The sequence below is a fragment of the Bradyrhizobium erythrophlei genome, assembly GCF_042430365.1.
GTDB lineage: Bacteria > Pseudomonadota > Alphaproteobacteria > Rhizobiales > Xanthobacteraceae > Bradyrhizobium > Bradyrhizobium erythrophlei.
On record NZ_JBHMET010000267.1, the window covers coordinates 70,795 to 86,740 of the forward strand.

15 protein-coding genes are annotated in these 15,946 nt (G+C 64.9%); 12 read left to right on the forward strand and 3 right to left on the reverse strand.

Annotated features, from left to right (window positions below; translation table 11 throughout):
- Positions 1–44 precede the first annotated feature (44 nt).
- From ACFFWD_RS40595 to ACFFWD_RS40630, 8 genes are all read left to right on the forward strand, one after another.
- On the forward strand, positions 45–317 hold the full coding sequence (locus tag ACFFWD_RS40595) for a helix-turn-helix domain-containing protein (RefSeq protein WP_376975008.1): 273 nt from the start codon (positions 45–47) through the stop codon (positions 315–317).
- Entirely contained in the window at positions 314–2,329 is a 2,016-nt protein-coding gene (gene hyfB, locus ACFFWD_RS40600) for a hydrogenase 4 subunit B (protein WP_376975009.1), read from the forward strand. The genes ACFFWD_RS40595 and hyfB overlap by 4 nt, the downstream gene beginning before the upstream one ends.
- On the forward strand, positions 2,320–3,276 hold the full coding sequence (locus tag ACFFWD_RS40605) for a respiratory chain complex I subunit 1 family protein (RefSeq protein WP_376975010.1): 957 nt from the start codon (positions 2,320–2,322) through the stop codon (positions 3,274–3,276). The genes hyfB and ACFFWD_RS40605 overlap by 10 nt, the downstream gene beginning before the upstream one ends.
- Positions 3,276–3,938 carry a hydrogenase-4 component E gene (locus ACFFWD_RS40610; protein ID WP_376975011.1) on the forward strand — a complete coding sequence of 221 codons (663 nt, stop codon included), beginning with the start codon at positions 3,276–3,278 and terminating at the stop codon, positions 3,936–3,938. Before ACFFWD_RS40605 ends, ACFFWD_RS40610 begins: the two co-directional genes overlap by 1 nt.
- Positions 3,935–5,383, forward strand: a complete 1,449-nt coding sequence (locus ACFFWD_RS40615) for a hydrogenase 4 subunit F (RefSeq protein ID WP_376975012.1) — start codon at positions 3,935–3,937, stop codon at positions 5,381–5,383. The genes ACFFWD_RS40610 and ACFFWD_RS40615 overlap by 4 nt, the downstream gene beginning before the upstream one ends.
- A gap of 18 nt (positions 5,384–5,401) precedes the next feature.
- Entirely contained in the window at positions 5,402–6,913 is a 1,512-nt protein-coding gene (locus tag ACFFWD_RS40620) for a hydrogenase large subunit (protein WP_376975013.1), read from the forward strand.
- A gap of 12 nt (positions 6,914–6,925) precedes the next feature.
- A complete protein-coding gene (locus ACFFWD_RS40625; protein WP_376975014.1) occupies positions 6,926–7,459 on the forward strand; it encodes an NADH-quinone oxidoreductase subunit B family protein in 534 nt (177 codons plus the stop codon).
- Positions 7,460–7,655: 196 nt separating this feature from the next.
- A complete protein-coding gene (locus tag ACFFWD_RS40630) occupies positions 7,656–9,167 on the forward strand; it encodes a glycosyl hydrolase family 79 N-terminal domain-containing protein (protein ID WP_376975015.1) in 1,512 nt (503 codons plus the stop codon).
- A 10-nt stretch (positions 9,168–9,177) separates the two neighbouring features.
- On the opposite strand, the gene ACFFWD_RS40635 is transcribed toward ACFFWD_RS40630, so the two are convergent.
- Both ACFFWD_RS40635 and ACFFWD_RS40640 read right to left on the reverse strand, forming a co-directional pair.
- On the reverse strand, positions 9,178–10,029 hold the full coding sequence (locus tag ACFFWD_RS40635; protein ID WP_376975016.1) for a division plane positioning ATPase MipZ: 852 nt from the start codon (positions 10,027–10,029) through the stop codon (positions 9,178–9,180).
- A 263-nt stretch (positions 10,030–10,292) separates the two neighbouring features.
- A complete protein-coding gene (locus ACFFWD_RS40640; RefSeq protein ID WP_376975017.1) occupies positions 10,293–11,081 on the reverse strand; it encodes a crotonase/enoyl-CoA hydratase family protein in 789 nt (262 codons plus the stop codon).
- 110 nt (positions 11,082–11,191) lie between these two features.
- Between ACFFWD_RS40640 and ACFFWD_RS40645 the strand changes: the two genes are divergently transcribed.
- The 4 genes from ACFFWD_RS40645 to ACFFWD_RS40660 all read left to right on the forward strand — a co-directional run bounded on the left by ACFFWD_RS40645 (position 11,192) and on the right by ACFFWD_RS40660 (position 14,845).
- On the forward strand, positions 11,192–11,761 hold the full coding sequence (locus tag ACFFWD_RS40645; RefSeq protein ID WP_376975018.1) for a TetR/AcrR family transcriptional regulator: 570 nt from the start codon (positions 11,192–11,194) through the stop codon (positions 11,759–11,761).
- A 38-nt stretch (positions 11,762–11,799) separates the two neighbouring features.
- The gene (locus ACFFWD_RS40650) at positions 11,800–12,558 is read left to right on the forward strand and encodes an SDR family NAD(P)-dependent oxidoreductase (protein ID WP_376975019.1); all 759 of its coding nucleotides are present in this window, start codon (positions 11,800–11,802) and stop codon (positions 12,556–12,558) included.
- A gap of 111 nt (positions 12,559–12,669) precedes the next feature.
- Entirely contained in the window at positions 12,670–13,593 is a 924-nt protein-coding gene (locus tag ACFFWD_RS40655) for a glutathione S-transferase family protein (protein WP_376975020.1), read from the forward strand.
- Between the two features lie 217 nt (positions 13,594–13,810).
- Positions 13,811–14,845, forward strand: coding sequence for an LLM class flavin-dependent oxidoreductase (locus ACFFWD_RS40660; RefSeq protein ID WP_376975021.1), 1,035 nt, complete (start codon positions 13,811–13,813; stop codon positions 14,843–14,845).
- An 83-nt stretch (positions 14,846–14,928) separates the two neighbouring features.
- On the opposite strand, the gene ACFFWD_RS40665 is transcribed toward ACFFWD_RS40660, so the two are convergent.
- A partial coding sequence (locus tag ACFFWD_RS40665; protein ID WP_376975022.1) for a porin occupies positions 14,929–15,946 on the reverse strand: 1,018 nt, incomplete at its 5' end.

Below are 15,946 nucleotides of genomic sequence, written 5' to 3' on the forward strand. Positions count from 1 at the left end.
GATGACATTCAAACGGGCGTGAATCTCAATCGACGGCCACACCGATGATCACTGCAGCGCAGCTGCGGGCCGCCAGGGCCTTGCTGGGTATCGACCAACGGCAGCTCGCCGAACTGTCGGGGCTTTCGGTCCCGACCATCCAGCGCATGGAGGCGAGCGAGGGCACGATTCGGGGCAACGTTGACTCGCTGGTGAAACTGATCGATGCGCTCGGTGCGGCCGGCGTCGAAGTCATCAATGAGGGCACGATCAGCAGCGGCGGAGGCCGCGGCGTGCGGCTGAAGGCCGGATCAAGCTCGCCGAAGGTGGGGGCATGATCCCGGCGGTCGCTCAGCAGCTATGGTGTGTAGCCGCGCTGCTGGGGACGACCGTCCTTGCGATCGCAACGAGCAGGTCGCGCCAATCGACGGTCATCATCTACGGTGCGACGTTCGCGATCTCGTTGGTCGCGTTGGCGCGCGCCCTGTTCTCGCTCGTCGGCGACGCCAGCCCGACGGAAATGGTGCTGCCCGTCGGTTTGCCCTGGTTGGGAGCGCATTTCCGCCTCGACGCACTCGCGGCATTCTTTCTTGCGGTGGTCAATCTCGGCAGCGCAGCCGCGAGTCTTTACGGCATCGGCTACGGCAGCCACGAAGTTGCGCCCCACCGCGTCCTCCCCTTCTTTCCGGCATTCCTGGCCGGGATGAACCTCGTCGTGCTCGCTGACGACGCGTTCACGTATTTGCTGTGCTGGGAGTTCATGTCGCTGGCATCGTGGGCGCTCGTGATGGCGCACCACCGCGAAGAGGACAATGCGCGAGCCGGATACGTTTATCTCGTGATGGCAAGCTTCGGGACGCTGGCGCTCCTGCTGGCGTTTGGTCTGCTGTCGGGAGCCGGGGGCGGCTACGGATTTGCGGCGATTCGTGGGGTCCAGCATTCGTCATCGGAAGCTGCGCTTGTGCTTGCGCTGATGCTGCTTGGCGCCGGATCGAAAGCCGGACTGGTCCCGCTGCATGTGTGGCTGCCACTCGCCCACCCCGCGGCACCGAGCCATGTCTCGGCGCTCATGAGCGGGGTGATGACCAAGGTCGCGATCTACGGATTCATTCGGGTCGTGTTCGATCTGCTCGGACCGCCCACCTGGTCGTCGGGCGTCGTCGTGCTGGTCCTCGGCGGCGCCACCGCCGTCCTGGGAATCCTCTATGCGCTGATGGAAAAGGATCTCAAGCGTCTGCTCGCCTACAGCACGATCGAGAACATCGGAGTGATCTTCGTCAGCCTCGGCCTTGCACTGGCGTTTCAGGCGAACGGCCTCGGGCTGGCTGCGGCCCTCGCCTTCACGGCGGCGCTATTCCACGTCCTCAACCACTCGTTCTTCAAGAGCCTGCTGTTCTTCGGGGCCGGCGCCGTGCTGTCGTCCACCGGCGAACGCAACATGGAGAAACTGGGCGGCCTGATCCACCGCATGCCGTCCACGAGCTTCGTCTTTCTCGTCGGCTGCGCCGCGATCTCGGCACTTCCCCCGTTGAACGGGTTCGTTTCGGAATGGCTGATCTTCCAGGCCGTGCTGCAGAGCCCCGATTTGCCGCAATGGAGCCTGAAGATCATGGTGCCCGCGGTCGGCGCATTGCTGGCGCTGGCGGCAGCGCTTGCGGCCGCATGTTTCGTAAAGGCCTTCGGCGTGACGTTCCTCGGCCGCGCGCGAAGCCCGGTTGCAGAAGCAGCAGGCGAGGTCGATCGTTATTCGCTCGCCGCGATGTTCGGCCTTGCGACGCTCTGCTTCCTCGCCGGAATTCTGCCGGGACTGGTGATCGACGGCCTAACACCGGTTGCGCGGGCCCTGCTCAGGCACCGCATGCCGGTCCAGGCAGACGTCCCCTGGCTCTCGATCGTTCCGATCGAAGAGAGCCGCAGCTCCTACAATGGATTGCTGGTCTTTGTCTTCATTACCGCGGCGGCGTCGCTTGCGGTTTACTTCATCCATCGTTTCGCATCACGCGCGATCAGGCGAGGACCGGCCTGGGGCTGTGGCTTCACCGATCCGACACCGGCGGCACAGTATTCGGGCGCCAGCTTCGTGCAGCCGATCCGTCGCGTTTTCGGCACGCTGGTTTTCCAGGCCCGCGAGCATGTCGACATGCCGCCGCCGGGCGAGCTGCGGCCGGCCCGCCTCAAGGTCGATATGCACGACCCGATCTGGGAGGGATTGTACGCGCCCCTGACCGAGGCGGTGTGGTATCTCGCCGATCGCCTGAACCAGCTCCAGTTCCTGACGATCCGCCGCTATCTCAGCCTCGTCTTCGCGACCCTGGTCACCCTGCTGCTGGTGCTCGCAATATGGTCGTGATCTCAGACATGCTCGTGCAGTTGGGGCAGATGGCGCTTGTACTGCTGCTCGCGCCGCTGTTGACCGGCTTCGTGCGCAAGATCAAGGCCCGATTGTTGCGCCGGAGAGGTCCGTCCGTCATCCAACCCTACCGTGACCTGCTGCGGCTGCTTCGCAAGGAGGTCGTGCTCGCCGAGAACGCGTCGTGGCTGTTCCGCGTCACGCCTTACGTGACGTTTGCCGCCATTTGGGTTGCCGCGGCGCTCGTCCCGACGTTCGCGACCGGCCTGCAATTCAACTGGAGCGCCGACCTGATCGCGATCGTCGCCCTGCTCGGAAGCGCGCGGTTCTTCCTCGCGCTTGCGGGCATGGATGTCGGCACCAGCTTCGGCGGCATCGGCTCCAGCCGCGAGGTGATGATCGCCGCACTGGCGGAGCCCGCCATGCTGCTGATGGTGTTCTGCGTGGCGCTCATTGCCGGTTCGACCCAGCTCTCGACCGTCGCGACCTTCATGGCCTCGTCCGAAGTGGGACTGCGCGTCTCGCTCGGCATGGCGATGATCGCACTGATCATGGTGGCGCTCGCCGAGAATGCGCGCATCCCGGTCGACAATCCGGCGACGCATCTCGAGCTGACCATGGTGCACGAGGCCATGATCCTCGAATATTCCGGGCGCCACCTTGCCATGATCGAATTTGGCGCGTTTCTCAAACTCCTGCTCTACGTCTCCCTGATCATCTGCGTGTTCTTTCCGTGGCAGATCACGATCGTCGGCGCGGGCCCGATGTCCTACCTCGTGGGCGTCGGCGCCTACGTCCTCAAGCTAGCGATCGCCGGCTTTCTGCTCGCCCTATTCGAAACCGCCACGGCCAAGATGCGGGTGTTCCGCGTTCCCGAATTCCTCGGCGCGGCGCTGATGCTTGGCCTGCTCGGTACGCTGCTTCGTTTCGTGTCACAGGGCTTCTGATGAACAACCTCGCCTTTGACATCGCCCATCTGCTCGCCGGCGGCCTCGTCCTGATCAGCTTCATGATGCTGTACCAGGACCGTCTCTACGCGCTGCTCAACATCTTCGCGCTGCATGCCCTGGTGCTCGCGTTCTCTGTCGCCTGGCAGGCGTACGTCCAGCATGCACCGCACCTCTATGTGACGGCGGTGATCGCGCTCGTCTTCAAGGCCATTATCATCCCGGTGGCGCTGCATCGCATCATTAAGCAGCTCGGCATTCATCGCGACATCGAAACCGCGGTCGGTATCGGCCCCACCATGCTGGCGGGAATGGGGTTGGTCGCCCTCTCCATGGTGCTGATGTTGCGGGTCACCGGCACGGCCGACCCGCTGGCGCGCGAGGATCTCGCTTTCGCGCTGTCGGTCGTGCTGCTGGGATTGCTGGTCATGGTGACCCGACGCAATGCCGTCAGCCAGGTCGTCGGCTTCATGTCGCTGGAGAACGGGCTGGTGCTGGCGGCGACCGGCGCCAAGGGCATGCCGCTCGTCGTGGAGATCAGCGTGGCATTCTCGATCCTGATCGCGTTCATCGTCATCGGCGTGTTCCTGTTCCGCATTCGAGAGCGGTTCGACACCGTCGACGTCGGCGCCCTGGATGAGTTCAGGGGGGAACGACCATGAGCGCAGCGTCGGATGCAGCCGCGTTGGTCCTGCTGATACCGATCGTCGCCGCGGCGGTGCTTGCGGCGCTCCCCGGCTACCGGCTGAGTGCCGGGCTCAACATTGTCGCGAGCCTCAGTACGCTCCTGGCTGCGCTTTCGCTCTTCGTCGTCGAGCGCCCGCAGCCCGGTCAATACGTTCTGGTTGACGACCTCAACATCGTCTTCATCGTGCTCAACACCTTCGTGGGGTTCACCACGAGCGTCTTCAGCGCAAGCTATATTGCGCACGAAATCGAGACCGGGCGGCTGACGCCGGGCTACCTTCGGTTCTATCATGCCATGTTCCAGGTCATGATGTTCGGCATGAACCTCGCTTTTGTGTCGAACAATATCGGCCTGATGTGGGTCGCGGTGGAGGTCGCCACCCTCACGACCGTCCTCATGGTCGGCATCTACCGAACCCATGCCGCGCTCGAGGCCGCATGGAAATATTTCATCCTCGGCAGCGTCGGCATCGCGCTCGCGCTGTTCGGCACCATCCTGGTGTACATGGCTGCGCGGCCTGTGGTCGGCGAGGGCCAGGATGCCATGGTGTGGACGCTCCTGATCAACCGCGCGGCGACCTTCGATCCGGCGCTGCTCAATGTCGCCTTCATCTTCCTGCTGCTCGGATACGGCACCAAGGTCGGCCTGGCGCCGCTGCATGCCTGGCTTCCGGATGCGCATGCGGAGGGCCCCACTCCGATCTCCGCCGTGCTCTCCGGCCTGCTGCTGAACGTTGCGCTGTACGCGGTGCTCCGCTTCAAGATCCTGATTGCCGCCAATCCGGATGCGATATCGCCGGGCCCGCTGATGGTGACGATGGGACTGACGTCGCTGCTGTTCGCCGCTTTCATGCTTTACCGGCGCCGCGACATCAAACGGCTGTTTGCCTATTCCTCAATCGAGCACATGGGCATCATCGTGTTCGCGTTCGGAATGGGCGGCCCGCTCGCTAACTTCGCCGGCCTGCTTCACATGGTGATGCATAGCCTGACCAAGTCGGGAATCTTCTATGCGGTCGGCCACATCGCCCAGGTGAAGGGCACGCAAAGGATTGCCGACATCCGCGGCCTGACCGAAACGCACCCGGCGCTCGGCTGGGGCCTTGTGATCGGCGTGATCGCCATCGCCGGCCTTCCGCCGCTCGGCATATTCATGACCGAATTCCTGATCGTCAGCTCCACCTTCGCACGGCAACCCCTGCTCGCCATTCCGCTGGTTCTTGGTCTTCTGCTCGCATTCGGCGCGTTGATCCTGCGCCTCACGAGCCTCGCCTTCGGCGAGCCGCGCGGCAACGTTGCGCCGGCGGAAGCGTCCTATGCGCCGATGTTTGCGCATTTCGCGCTGGTCCTGACAGCGGGCATCTACCTTCCGGGGCCGCTCGTCGTCTGGTTCCAGCACGTCGCCAACCTCCTGGGTTAGCGCGAGGGAGAACGGGATATGCCGTCGTTGATCGAAGTGATCCGGGCGGGGCGCGAGGTTGAACGGCACCACCCATGGCCGCGCGCAGTCGTGGGCGACGACGTCTGGCGCTCTGCCGCCGGCGCGCTTGCGGACGGCCGCTGGAGCCTGCTCGGGCTCTGGGGCGAACCGTCGCGGGTGCATATGGCCATTGTCGACGATGATACTGCCGACATCGGCGTGATCAGCCTGGATTGTCCCGATCACCGCTATCCGTCGATCGCGGCCCATCACCGCCCGGCGCAGCGACTGGAGCGCGCGATCCATGACCTGTTCGGGCTGGAGGCGATCGGCGCGCCGGACGGCCGTCCCTGGCTCGATCACGGCCAATGGCAGGCTCGCTTTCCGCTCGGCGACCGCCGCGAGGCATCGCCGAACGCATCGCCCTACCCGTTCCTTGCCGCGGAAGGCGACAACCTGCATCAGATTCCGGTCGGTCCCGTGCATGCCGGCATCATCGAGCCCGGGCATTTCCGCTTCACTGCAATGGGGGAAACCGTGGTCCGGCTGGAAGAGCGGCTTGGCTACACCCATAAGGGCGTCGAAGCGCTGATGGCAGGAACCAGTCCCGAGCAGGCCGTGCGCATCGCAGGCCGGGTGTCCGGCGACAGCACGGTCGCCTACAGCCTGGCGTTCTCGCAAGCGGTGGAGGCCGCGCTGCAGATTGCCGCGCCGCCCCGCGCGATTTGGCTACGCGCGCTGATGGCCGAGCTGGAACGGCTCGCCAATCATCTCGGCGACATCGGCGCCATTTGCAATGATGCGTCGTTTGCTCTGATGCACGCGCATTGCGGCGTGCTGCGCGAGCGCATTCTCCGCGCGGCCGAAGCCGCGTTCGGTCACCGCCTGCTCCGCGACGTCGTTGTGCCGGGTGGCCTGGCCCGCGACATCAGCGGAGATGGACCGGCCGCGATCCGGACCGCACTCGATGACATCCGCCGGCGCTTTCCTGCGCTGGTCGATCTCTATGACAATACGGCATCGCTGCAGGACCGCACCGTCGGCACCGGTATCCTCAATTCGGCGCTCGCCCGCCAATTTGCCGCCGGCGGCTATGTCGGACGCGCGTCCGGTCGCGCTCGTGACGCACGCCGCGGGCCGGGCTATCGCCCCTACGACGTTCTGCGCTTCGAGGTGCCGGTGCTCGACGAGGGCGACGTCAACGCCCGCGTCTGGATTCGAATCCGCGAGGTCGAGCAGAGCCTGTCACTCGTCGATCAGATCATGGATCGGCTCGAGGCCGGCCCGGTCAGGGTGCCGTTGCGAAACGCGTCCGAGCCGACCGAAGGGATGGCGATCGTCGAGGGCTTCCGGGGCGACATCCTGGCATGGCTGCGCCTGAGCGGCGACCGGATCGAGCGATGTCATCTGCGCGATCCATCATGGTTCCAATGGCCGCTGCTCGAAGCCGCCATCGAAGGCAACATCGTGGCGGATTTTCCGCTCTGCAACAAATCGTTCAACTGCTCCTATTCCGGGCACGACCTCTGAGGGCTGGACGAGATGCGCAAACTTCTGTTTCCAAGCCTGTTTCGCCAGCCATTGACCGAGCAGGCGCCACGCCCGGACGACGCCGCGCTTGCGGAGCTCGCAGGCCTGGTCGGCCGCTCGGCGAGACGACGCCTCGGCCGCAGCCTCTCGATCCGCGAGGTTGACGCGGGATCATGCAACGGATGCGAGCTGGAAATTCACGCGCTGAACAACGCGTATTACGACGTCGAACGGTTCGGAATTCGGTTCGTCGCCTCGCCTCGCCATGCCGACGTCCTGCTCGTCACCGGCCCCGTCACGAAGAACATGCGCGAGGCGCTGGAACGCACGTATCATGCCACGCCCGATCCCAAGTGGGTGGTCGCCGTGGGTGACTGCGCCAGGGACGGCGGATGCTTTGCCGGCAGCTACGCGATCGTCGGCGGGGTCTCCGCGGTTGTGCCGGTTGATCTCCATATTCCGGGCTGTCCTCCGCCTCCAATCGCCATTCTGCGAGGCCTGCTTGCCTTGCTTGAGAATGTGGAGTCCAGCCTGGCGGCACGATGATGCGCCTCGGGCTTCCAAGACAAGAGCAAGCCGCCTGTCGTTACCCGATTTGCGGCTGAGTGCTGATCCGCGACCACATCATCCGCGTATGGGGGACCGGATCGCGGAAGAACGGCACCTCCCGTTTGTGCGTTGATTCTCAGGGAACACGACGGCATCCTGACCCGGACCGGAGTTCGGAACGCCGCGAGACCCCGTGCAGGACAATCGCCGGACCAGTCGGCTTCGACGCCTCGCGCGCATCGTCGCGCTGATCCCGGCTGCCTTGATCTCCACGACGACGCTCGCGGCCGAACCGACGCTCGATGTTGCGGGCATGCCGCGCGTTGCGACGATCGACCCGCGCTTCCAGTCCTACAACATCGAGATGGTCGAGGTGACCGGCGGCCGCTTCTGGCGGCCTTACACTGCAACCGATGCGGAGGCCGATACGAATCCCGACCTGTTCGCGGAACGCGCCCCGATCGACCTCGGCGACATTAGGTTGCGCAGGTTGGCCGCGGCGTTGTCGCCCGCCTATCTGCGCGTCAGCGGAACCTGGGCCAACAGCACCTACTTCGCGGACTCCGGCAGTCCGCCGGCGGCACCGCCCGCGGGCTTCAAGGGTGTGCTGACTCCGCAGCGATGGCGCAGCATGATCGAGTTCTCGCGCGCGGTCGATGCCGCGATCGTCACGTCGTTTGCGATCAGTGCCGGCACCCGCGATGCCGGCGGCTTTTGGACACCGGATCAGGCGAGGCACCTGCTCGCCTTCACCCGATCGATCGGCGGGCGGATCGCCGCCGCCGAGTTCATGAACGAGCCTGACCTGCCGGCGGTCGGCGGTGCGCCCGACGGTTATGGCGCGACGGCCTACGCTCGGGATTTCGCCACGTTCCGCACGCTCATGACGCGGGCGGCAGGCGATGTGACGATCCTGGGTCCCGGCACCGCAGGCACTGGAGCCGATGCCGCGACCCTCTTCAACGCCACCGCACAAAATGTCGATGTCGTCTCCTATCATCACTATGGGGCGCTCTCGGCACGGTGCGGCGGTGATCGCACGGCGGATGCCGCACTCTCCGACGACTGGCTCGCCCGAACCGACAACACGCTCGCCTTCTACCGTGCCCTGCGGGATCGCGCCACGCCCGGCAAGCCGATCTGGCTGACCGAGACCGCGGAAACGGCATGCGGCGGGAACCGCTGGGCCGCCACCTTCACCGACACTTTCCGCTATCTCGATCAGCTCGGGCGGCTCGCGAAAGCCGGCGTGCAGGTCGCGATGCACAATACGCTCGCCGCCAGCGACTACGGCCTGCTCGACGAACGGACGCATCTGCCGCGGCCGAACTATTGGGGCGCACTGCTGTGGCGACGATTAATGGGAACGACCGTGCTGGATCCGGGCAGCGCGCCTCGCCCCGGCCTTCACGTCTACGCGCATTGCGCACGCGGCCTGGCCGATAGCGTCGCCCTGCTCGTGATCAACAATGATCGAAAGGCGTCGCACGAGCTCGCACTGCAACGCACCTCGCAACGCTACACGCTGGCCGGCAACAATCACGACACGACCGTTCAGCTCAACGGCCGACCGCTGATGCTTGACGCGACAGACCAGCTTCCGGCGCTCAACGGTGAGGCAACCGCAGCTGGAACGATCACCTTTACGCCGGCAACGATCACCTTTCTGATCGTTGCCGCTGCCGGGAACGCCAATTGCCGATAGCAAGGTGTCGTCACGCCGCGGTGCGATTCGCGTCCGACAAATCCCGCAGCCGCACGATCAGGTGGCCGAACACGATCGCCGTCATCAGCCGCTCCATCTCGAGCCGTGCCGTGATATGCGACATGGTCGGCCGCGCGCCGAGCGTCATCTGGCTGACGTCATCGACCGCAGTCAGTCCGCGCGGGTAGAATTCGCGGAAGATCACCCGCTCCGCCAGGCCATCAACCAGCCGGAAGTTCAGCGTCTTCGACAGTTCACCCAAGGCTTCACCGACCAGGCGCTTGTTCCGCGAACCGAGGGTAGACAGCCGGCTCCGCAGCACGACCCAGTCAAATGCCGGCTGCTCGCTGAGGCTGCGCTGGCGCCGGGCCTCCTCCACCATCATCGCATAATGGCTGATGCCTGTGACCTTGAAGTCGTTCGGATCAACCGTGCCAAGCACGTCGAAATCGAGGAAGCTGTCATTGAGTGGCGTGATCAGCGTGCTCGCCAGCGAGTGGGCGAACGTCGTCAAATAATTATCATGGCCGGGACTGTCGATGACCACGAAATCGTGCGTCCGGCCCAGCCGCTCGACGATCTCGCTCAGCGCGCTGCGCCCCAGCGTCTCGACCTCGCTGACGCCGCCACCGACCGTCTCGAAGCACATATGGGTCGGAACGCCCAGATCGAGCGAAGCCTCCCGCGCCCAGTCCCGCCGATTGTCGACGTAATGGGTGAGCGTCTTCTGCTTGGTGTCGAGATCGATGGTGGCGACGCTCTGACCGGCCTTGATCAGCGCAATGGCGACGTGCATGGCAATTGTCGACTTGCCGGAGCCGCCCTTGTTATTCCCTACGACAATCACACGTGCACTTGTCATGCGCCACCTTGCTGGTCGCTTGAGTCAAAGCAGGATGTATTGAATTCGGTAAGGACGAATCTCGGTGATTCGACGAATCTCGACAAGAGTCGTCGTGACTCTGTCGCGATTTATCGCAGGCGGCTGCGACATCAATGCCACAGAATATGTTCGCTAGCGTGACTAGCGTATGATCCGGAGCAGCATGAACCAGCTGTCGAGGAACGATCGCGCCCGATCAGACGATGGAGCGCGATGACGTTTCGTGGGCCGGTCGACACGCATTAACGCCCCTGGAACACGGCGGCACGGCGTTCCACAAACGACTTGATGCCTTCAGCCGCATCGGCGGTGTTGAGCACGCGCTCGCGGCTCTGCGGGATGATCGCAATCGCCGCCTGTTCTCCGGCTTCGATGAATTTGCGTCCCGCCTCCTTCGTCACCTGGATGCCGAGCGGCGCATTGCGCGCGATGATCCCGGCCAGCGCCATCGCGCGATCGGTCTGCTGCCCGGCGGGCACCACCTCCTGCACGAGGCCGATGCGGTGTGCTTCCTGAGCCGAGAACTCGTCGCACAGCAACAGGTGATACATCGCATCGCCCCAGCCGGCACGGCTGATGTAACGGAAATGCGCACCGGCGAGCGGCGCGATGCCGCGCTTGGCCTCCATCTGGCAGAAGCGGCTGTCGTCGGCGGCGACCACGATATCGCCGGCCAGCATCATCTCGATGCCGACGGTGAAGACGATGCCCTGCACCGCGGTGACGATCGGCTTCCGGCAACGGTTCGACAGCCCGAACGGATCGATATTGCCGTCCGGCAACGGCTTGCGCGTCGCCGTCGGGCCAAAGAACTTCGGCATGTCGAGGCCGGCGGTGAAGTTGTCGCCTGCGGCGCAGAGTACGCCGACCCAGAGATCGTCGTCGCGGTCAAGCAGCGTCAGCGCGTCGGATAATTGCGCCATCATCTCCGGGCTGAAGGCGTTCTTCTTCGCGGGATTGTCGATGACGATCTTGAGGATACGATCATGCCGTTCGTGGCGAACCCGCCCCTCGCTCGTGCTGCCGGACATCCGTTCCTCCCATCTTTGTGACTGGCCAATTCTGGATGATACTTGTCATCCTAATAGATGATGGTCATAATCCAGAAAGAGAGTCAAATGCCACACGAGGACGAGGCGACATGGGCCATTCCCAGGCCGACAAGGCCAGGAGCCGCAAGCGGATTCTGAACGAGGCTGCGACGCAGATCCGCGATGGCGGGCTGGATGGGCTCAGCATCGGCAGCCTGATGCAGCGCGTGAATCTCACCCATGGCGGCTTCTACGGCCATTTTTCCTCGCGCTCGGATCTGATCGCCGAGGCGCTGGAACAGGCGCTCGCCGCCGGCGAAGCCGCCGCACGCGCGTCGCGCGACCCTGGCAAGCCTGTCAGTGCGAGCTCAATGGCGAGAAGCTATCTCAGCCGCGCCCATCGCGACTCCCGCAAGACCGGCTGCGCGATCGCGGCGCTGATCTCCGATGTAGGTCGCGCGGACGAGCAATGCCGCGCGGTGATGGAGCCCTACATCGAGGCGTTCGTCACCAAGGTGGCGCGCATGCTCGGCGACGATGGCGAAGAACGCGCACTATTGGCGGTGAGCGCCATGATCGGCGCGCTCGCGATCTCGCGCGTCATCACCGACCAGAAGAGGTCCGATGCCGTCCTGCGCACGGTCCGCGATGAGATCATCGCGATGGCGTCGAAAGAGTGAACCAGGCCTGCGGCGCGGGCGCGTTGATGGAGCAAGCGATGAATGATCGATCCGGTCTCGAGCCGACTGCCGTGCAGGGAAGCGTGCTGATCGCAGGCGTCGGCGCCTCACATGGCCTCGGCGCGGCGATTGCCCGCCGCTTCGCCGCGGGCGGCTATCCCGTCGCGATCGCCGGCCGCAACGCCGAGAAGCTGGCTGCCACCGCAGCCGAGCTTGCCGCTGATGGCGCCAGCGTGACCCACGTGGTCGGCGATGCCTCGGCCGCCGCCGATGTCGCCCGGTTCATCAAGGCCGCCGAGAGGCTCGCGCCGCTGGCGATGGCCGTGCATAATGCGGGCTCCAACCGGCCCGCACCATTCCTTAAGGTGAGCGAGCAACGCTTCGAAGAGCATTGGCGCGAACACGCGCTCGGCGGGTTCCAGCTCGCGCAGGCCGCAATCCCGGCATTACTCGCGCGCGGCGGCGGCACGCTGGTGTTCACGGGTGCCAGCGGCTCGCTGCGCGGCAAGGCCAACTACGCGCCGTTCGCCGCAGCCAAGGCCGCGCTGCGCGCGCTGGCGCAGAGCGTGGCGCGCGAGTTCGGGCCGCAGGGCATCCATGTCGGCCATGTCGTGGTCGACGGCGGCATCGAAGGCGATCGCGTGTTGAGCGCCCGGCCGCAGCTGAAGGACGATCGCGGGCCCGACGGGCTGCTCAACATCGCCGCGATCGCCGACGCCTATTGGGTGCTGCACCACCAGCATCGCAGCGCCTGGACACTCGAGCTCGATCTGCGACCCTGGGCGGAGTCGTTCTGACACTCCGGCGTCACCGTCATTCCCCCGGAAAATGGCTTGCGATCCGCCCAGATCTTGTCAGGCTTGACAACAAGGTCCGCGGAGACCGCGCCCATATCCCGGGAGGAGTCCATGTCCGAGCCGACACTGATCCTGCATCACTTCGACCAGTCGCCCTTCTCCGAGAAGATCCGGATCATCTTCGGGTACAAGAAGCTGGCCTGGAACTCGGTGCGGATTTCCCGGATCATGCCGCGGCCGGACCTGATGCCGATGACCGGCGGCTATCGCCGCACGCCGACGATGCAGATCGGCGCCGACATCTATTGCGACACCCAGATCATCATCCGCGAGCTGGAGCAGCGCTATCCGACGCCGACGCTGTTTCCCGGAGGCAATGCCGGCGTGCCCTGGGCGCTTGGGATGTGGACCGATCGTCCGTTCTTCCAGAGCACGGTCAACCTCGTGTTTGGCTTCATCGGCGACAAGGTCCCGAAGGATTTCATCGAGGATCGCGAGAAGCTGCGCGGCGCGAAGTTCGACGTTGCCGCAATGACCGCGGCGCTGCCGCAGATGCGCGACCAGTTTCGCGCCCATGTCGATTGGATCGAGGCGCAGCTCGGTGACGGCCGGCCGTGGCTATCAGGCGATTTCAGCCTTGCCGACGTCAGCGCCTACATGAACGTGTGGTACGCACGGCAGAGCGTCGCCACGATCGCCGAGATCATGAAGCCCTTCCCGCGCGCCTCGGCCTGGGAGGAGCGCATCCGCGCGATCGGCCACGGCACACGCACCGAGATGTCGTCGGGCGACGCGCTCGAGATCGCGGCAAAAACGCAGCCACTGTCGCCTGTCTTTGGCGACCCCGCGGATCCGAACGGACGCAAGCCCGGTGACATCGTCAGCGTGATGCCTGACGACTACGGCAAGATCCCGGTCCGCGGTGAGATCGTCTCATTGTCGGCGCAGCATATCGCGATCCGCCGAACCGACGAACGGGTCGGCGAGGTCGTGGTGCACTTCCCGCGGGCCGGCTTCCTGGTGATCCCGGGCTGACAGCTTGAGGCGCCCCCTTGCGGTGGCCCGCCCGTCAGGCGCGGAAACCAAGCGTTTCACGGCGCGGCCTTGTCCAGCCGCGAACAGCCATTAGCTCGCCCTTATCTCAACTGCAGCCTCAACGGGGCGGCCTTGCGGGACCCGGCGCCGCAGGCCGGCTTTTTTGTTTGGGCCGATGGCGCCAGCCCCGCTGTGCCGCCCGCAACTGGATTGACCAATGACCACTTCCCTCGAATTTGGGCTCGATACGTTTGGCGATGTCACGAAGGATGCGTCCGGTGCGCCGCTGCCGCACGCGCAGGTGATCCGCAACGTCGTCGACGAAGCGGTGCTGGCCGACGAGCTCGGGATCGATTTCATCGGCCTCGGCGAGCATCACCGGGCCGATTTCGCAATCTCCGCCCCCGAGGTGGTGCTGGCCGCGATCGCCGCACGCACCAAAACCATCCGCCTCGGCTCGGCGGTCACGGTGCTGAGCTCGGATGATCCGATCCGCGTGTTCCAGCGCTTTGCCACCGTGGACGCGGTCTCGAACGGCCGCGCCGAGGTGATTCTCGGCCGCGGCTCCTTCACCGAATCGTTCCCGTTGTTCGGCTTCGATCTCCGCCAGTACAACGAGCTGTTCGAGGAGAAGCTCGATCTGTTCACCGAGCTCCTGAAACAGGAGCCGGTCACCTGGCAAGGCAAGCTGCGTCCGCCGCTCGACAACCAGTCCGTCTATCCGCCGGTCGAGCACGGCCGGCTGAAGACCTGGATCGGCGTCGGCGGCAGCCCCGAATCGGTAGTCCGCGCCGCCCATTACGACCTGCCGCTGATGCTCGCCATCATCGGCGGCGACCCCAGGCGATTTGCGCCCTATGTCGACCTGCACCAGCGCGCCTACAAGCAGTTCGGCCGCGAGCCGCAGCCGATCGGCGTGCATTCGCCAGGCTATGTCGCCGAGACCGACGCCCAGGCACGCGAGGAGCTCTGGCCCGACTACAAGGTCATGCGCGACCGAATCGGCAAGGAGCGCGGCTGGCCGCCTATGGGCCGCGACGAGTTCGTGCGGGAGGCCGATCACGGCTCGCTCTATGTCGGCTCGCCGGAAACCGTCGCACGCAAGATTGCCGCGACCGTGAAGGCGCTCGGGCTGGCGCGCTTCCAGTTGAAATACTCGGCCGGGCCGTTACCGCACGAGAAGCTGATGAAGAGCATCGAGCTCTACGGCCGCAAGGTGGTGCCGCTGGTTCGCGACATGGTGGCGTCGTGACTCGTCACCGCGTCGCCAAAAAGCAAAACCCCCGGCGGTGACCCGCCGGGGGCTCTGTTAGATCGTGATCAGATCAACCGGTCTTACCAGTTGCGCTGAGCGCGGAGAAGCAGGGTCACAGTGTCCTGATTCTTCAGCTCGTACAGAGCCGCCGGCTTGCCGATGGCAGCGCTGGGCGCCACAACCGTACCAGCATACTTCTGATCCAGATGCATCCAGGTCACATCGCCCGAGAACGTCAGGTTCTTGACCGGGGTCCAGCGGGTGATCAGACCAACCTGCGCGATGTTGTAGTCGGGGTTGCAGGTGGTGATAGCGCCGCCCAGAGCATTGAGGGTCGTGCGGACCGAACCACCCACGCCGCCGACGCCGCAGAGCAGGGTCTTAGCCGTGTCGTTGTACATGACCGCTGCGTAAGCACCGTAGAGGCCGGAGCTCCAGTAGGGGTTCCAGTTGTGGTTGAAGCCACCACGGAAGCCCCAGGTCTTGATGGTCTGCTGCTGGGTGTTCACACCACCAATGGCACCAAACACGGTGTCAGGCGCGAAGCCGAAACCGATGCTCTGGTACGCACCAGGCAGGTTGGTACCACCGTAAACGGTGGCCGCACCGAACTGACCGGCCAGATCCTGGATGTTGTAGCGGGTCGCACCGTCCGTATAGACGCCCTGGATGTTGATCGAGTCGCCAGGTCCGGTCGGGATGTCCTTGATCGACAGGGCCAACTGAGCAGCCCAGCCCCACTTGTCGTCGGGATGGCCAGTCAACTCGCTGCCGCCATAGTAGGCCGCGTGGTTGTCATGCGCCGCGAACGACGCCTGGAACAGACCCCAAGACTGGTCGACGCGGAGGGCCGCGACGAGGTCCGGAGAGATCGTGCCAGCATAGTCGCTGGTGCCGTAAGCACCACCGGCGAGGATGTTGTTCACGCCAGCCTGATAGTACTGGGTCTGATCCTGCGCCGACAGAGCCAGCGACACGCCGTTGCCGAACTGAGCAGTGTAGGTGAACTGGTTCACACCGGTGACCGTGCCGCCGCCGCCGACGAGACCGTCGAAGTTGTTGGCCGGATAGTTGGTCCAGGGAGCGCTGAACTGCGAG

Coding starts and splice junctions, on each gene's coding strand:
- ACFFWD_RS40595 (WP_376975008.1), top strand. CDS start 45: ATGATCACTGCAGCGCAGCTGCGGGCCGCCAGGGCCTTGCTGGGTATC.
- hyfB (WP_376975009.1), top strand. CDS start 314: ATGATCCCGGCGGTCGCTCAGCAGCTATGGTGTGTAGCCGCGCTGCTG.
- ACFFWD_RS40605 (WP_376975010.1), top strand. CDS start 2,320: ATGGTCGTGATCTCAGACATGCTCGTGCAGTTGGGGCAGATGGCGCTT.
- ACFFWD_RS40610 (WP_376975011.1), top strand. CDS start 3,276: ATGAACAACCTCGCCTTTGACATCGCCCATCTGCTCGCCGGCGGCCTC.
- ACFFWD_RS40615 (WP_376975012.1), top strand. CDS start 3,935: ATGAGCGCAGCGTCGGATGCAGCCGCGTTGGTCCTGCTGATACCGATC.
- ACFFWD_RS40620 (WP_376975013.1), top strand. CDS start 5,402: ATGCCGTCGTTGATCGAAGTGATCCGGGCGGGGCGCGAGGTTGAACGG.
- ACFFWD_RS40625 (WP_376975014.1), top strand. CDS start 6,926: ATGCGCAAACTTCTGTTTCCAAGCCTGTTTCGCCAGCCATTGACCGAG.
- ACFFWD_RS40635 (WP_376975016.1), bottom strand. CDS start 10,029: ATGACAAGTGCACGTGTGATTGTCGTAGGGAATAACAAGGGCGGCTCC.
- ACFFWD_RS40640 (WP_376975017.1), bottom strand. CDS start 11,081: ATGTCCGGCAGCACGAGCGAGGGGCGGGTTCGCCACGAACGGCATGAT.
- ACFFWD_RS40645 (WP_376975018.1), top strand. CDS start 11,192: ATGGGCCATTCCCAGGCCGACAAGGCCAGGAGCCGCAAGCGGATTCTG.
- ACFFWD_RS40650 (WP_376975019.1), top strand. CDS start 11,800: ATGAATGATCGATCCGGTCTCGAGCCGACTGCCGTGCAGGGAAGCGTG.
- ACFFWD_RS40655 (WP_376975020.1), top strand. CDS start 12,670: ATGTCCGAGCCGACACTGATCCTGCATCACTTCGACCAGTCGCCCTTC.
- ACFFWD_RS40660 (WP_376975021.1), top strand. CDS start 13,811: ATGACCACTTCCCTCGAATTTGGGCTCGATACGTTTGGCGATGTCACG.